At 58.5% G+C, this 2,665-nt stretch carries 3 protein-coding genes; all 3 read left to right on the plus strand.

The window, feature by feature from the left end:
- The first annotated feature begins 207 nt into the window (after nucleotides 1-207).
- Genes aroQ through accC form a run of 3 tightly spaced genes read left to right on the plus strand, consistent with a single transcriptional unit; the run spans nucleotide 208 to nucleotide 2,543 of the window.
- Nucleotides 208-660 (plus strand): type II 3-dehydroquinate dehydratase, encoded by a 453-nt coding sequence (aroQ, locus tag EJA71_RS26160; protein WP_007914604.1) that lies wholly within the window; start codon nucleotides 208-210, stop codon nucleotides 658-660.
- Between the two features lie 48 nt (nucleotides 661-708).
- Nucleotides 709-1,167: an acetyl-CoA carboxylase biotin carboxyl carrier protein gene (gene accB, locus EJA71_RS26165; RefSeq protein WP_158960838.1), complete on the plus strand. Its 459-nt coding sequence runs from the start codon at nucleotides 709-711 to the stop codon at nucleotides 1,165-1,167.
- Nucleotides 1,168-1,184: 17 nt separating this feature from the next.
- Complete coding sequence (accC, locus tag EJA71_RS26170) at nucleotides 1,185-2,543, plus strand: acetyl-CoA carboxylase biotin carboxylase subunit (protein ID WP_064388761.1); 1,359 nt, start codon at nucleotides 1,185-1,187, stop codon at nucleotides 2,541-2,543.
- Nucleotides 2,544-2,665 lie beyond the last annotated feature (122 nt).

Below are 2,665 nucleotides of genomic sequence, written 5' to 3' on the forward strand. Positions count from 1 at the left end.
GGGGCATGCATTCCAAGGTGGGAGCGAGCTTGCTCGCGAAGAGGCCCGATTGATCACCACAAATGACCGGATCAAAACACTTGGTCAAATATTTCACGCAAACATCGCCCATCGTGCTGGCTATTGCATAGAACTGGACAGTCACAAAGTCTTTGCGGCATAGTCGCCGGGTTCTGAACATTGCTCACCCTAACAAGGACAACGCAGATGGCAACCCTACTGGTGCTGCACGGCCCCAACCTGAACCTGCTCGGCACCCGCGAACCCGGTACTTACGGTTCAACGACCCTGGCGCAGATCAATCAGGATCTGGAGCGCCGCGCCCGTGAAGCCGGCCATCATCTGCTGTATCTGCAAAGCAATGCCGAGTACGAATTGATCGACCGCATCCACGCCGCACGCGGCGAAGGCGTCGACTTCATTCTGATCAATCCAGCAGCTTTTACGCACACAAGCGTCGCATTACGTGACGCGTTGCTGGGAGTGAGCATCCCATTCATCGAAGTGCATTTGTCCAACGTGCACAAACGCGAACCTTTCCGCCATCACTCTTACTTCTCCGACGTAGCGGTGGGAGTGATCTGCGGCCTTGGCGCCAGCGGTTACCGACTGGCCCTGGAGGCTGCGCTAGAACAGCTTGAAACACAGGCAACGACTTGATTTACAAGCGTTAAACGCCCCTGACCGACCCTTGGGAGTTGATGATTCATGGATATCCGTAAAGTTAAGAAATTGATCGAATTGCTGGAAGAGTCCGGCATCGACGAGCTCGAGATCAAGGAAGGCGAAGAGTCCGTACGCATCAGCCGTCACAGCAAGACTCCGGCTCAGCAGTACTACGCGCCGGCTCCGATGCAAGCACCGGCCGCTGCGCCTGTTGCTGCTCCGGTTGCTGCTGCAGCCCCGGCTGCCGCTGCTGCTCCAGTGCTGAACGGCACCGTAGCCCGTTCGCCGATGGTCGGCACGTTCTACCGTAAATCTTCGCCAGCCTCGCCAGCCTTCGTTGAAGTCGGCCAGACCGTGAAGAAAGGCGACACTCTGTGCATCGTCGAAGCCATGAAGATGATGAACCACATCGAAGCTGAAACCAGCGGTGTGATCGAGTCCATCCTCGTCGAAGACGGCCAGCCGGTTGAGTACGACCAACCGCTGTTCACCATCGTTTGAACTGCGGAGAGCCTTTGATGACTGCGAAGTTGGAAAAAGTTCTGATCGCTAACCGCGGTGAGATCGCCCTGCGGATTCTGCGTGCCTGCAAAGAGATGGGCATCAAGACCGTCGCCGTTTACTCCAAGGCCGACAAAGAGCTGATGCACCTGGGTCTGGCAGACGAATCCGTCTGCATCGGCCCGGCATCTGCCGCTCAGTCCTACCTGCACATCCCGGCCATCATCGCTGCTGCTGAAGTGACTGGCGCTACCGCCATCCACCCAGGCTACGGTTTCCTTGCGGAAAACGCCGATTTTGCCGAGCAGGTCGAGAACTCCGGCTTCGCTTTCATCGGCCCGAAAGCCGACACCATTCGCCTGATGGGCGACAAGGTTTCGGCCAAGCACGCGATGATCGAAGCGGGCGTACCGACCGTTCCAGGTTCCGACGGCCCACTGCCGGAAGACGAAGAAACGGCGCTGCGCATCGGTCGTGAAGTCGGCTACCCGGTGATCATCAAGGCCGCTGGCGGCGGCGGTGGTCGCGGCATGCGCGTGGTGCACAAGGAAGAAGACCTGATCGCCTTCGCCAAACTGACCCGCACCGAAGCAGGCGCGGCGTTCGGCAACCCGATGGTGTATCTGGAAAAATTCCTGACCAACCCGCGTCACGTCGAAGTGCAGGTTCTGTCCGACGGCCAGGGCCACGCCATCCATCTGGGCGACCGCGATTGCTCGCTGCAACGCCGTCACCAGAAGGTTCTCGAAGAAGCGCCGGCACCGGGCATCGACGAGAAAGCGCGTCAGGAAGTCCTGGCTCGTTGCGTCAAGGCGTGCATCGACATCGGTTACCGCGGCGCTGGCACTTTCGAGTTCCTGTACGAGAACGGTCGTTTCTACTTCATCGAAATGAACACCCGTGTTCAGGTGGAGCACCCGGTTTCGGAAATGGTCACCGGTATCGACATCGTCAAGGAGATGCTCAGCATCGCCGCTGGCAACAAGCTGTCGTTCACGCAGGATGACGTGGTAATCCGCGGTCACTCGCTGGAATGCCGGATCAACGCTGAAGACCCGAAAACCTTCATGCCGAGCCCAGGTACGGTCAAGCATTTCCACGCGCCAGGCGGCAACGGCGTTCGCGTTGATTCGCACCTGTACAGCGGTTATGCGGTTCCGCCGAACTACGACTCGCTGATCGGCAAGCTGATCACTTACGGCGCGACCCGCGACGAAGCCATGGCCCGCATGCGCAATGCCCTGGACGAAATCGTGGTTGACGGGATCAAGACCAACATCCCGCTGCACCGTGATCTGGTTCGTGACGAAGGCTTCTGCAAGGGCGGTGTGAACATTCACTACCTCGAGCACAAGCTGGCTGGCGAGAAGCACTAAGCTTCAGCCCGCACCAGACAAAGCCGCCTTCGGGCGGCTTTGTTGTTTCTGCGGTAAAGAAGATCAAAAGATCGCAGCCTTCGGCAGCTCCTACAGGGGATCGCATTTCAGTGTAGGAGCTG

Source organism: Pseudomonas sp. PB106, from assembly GCF_009764645.1.
Lineage (GTDB): Bacteria > Pseudomonadota > Gammaproteobacteria > Pseudomonadales > Pseudomonadaceae > Aquipseudomonas.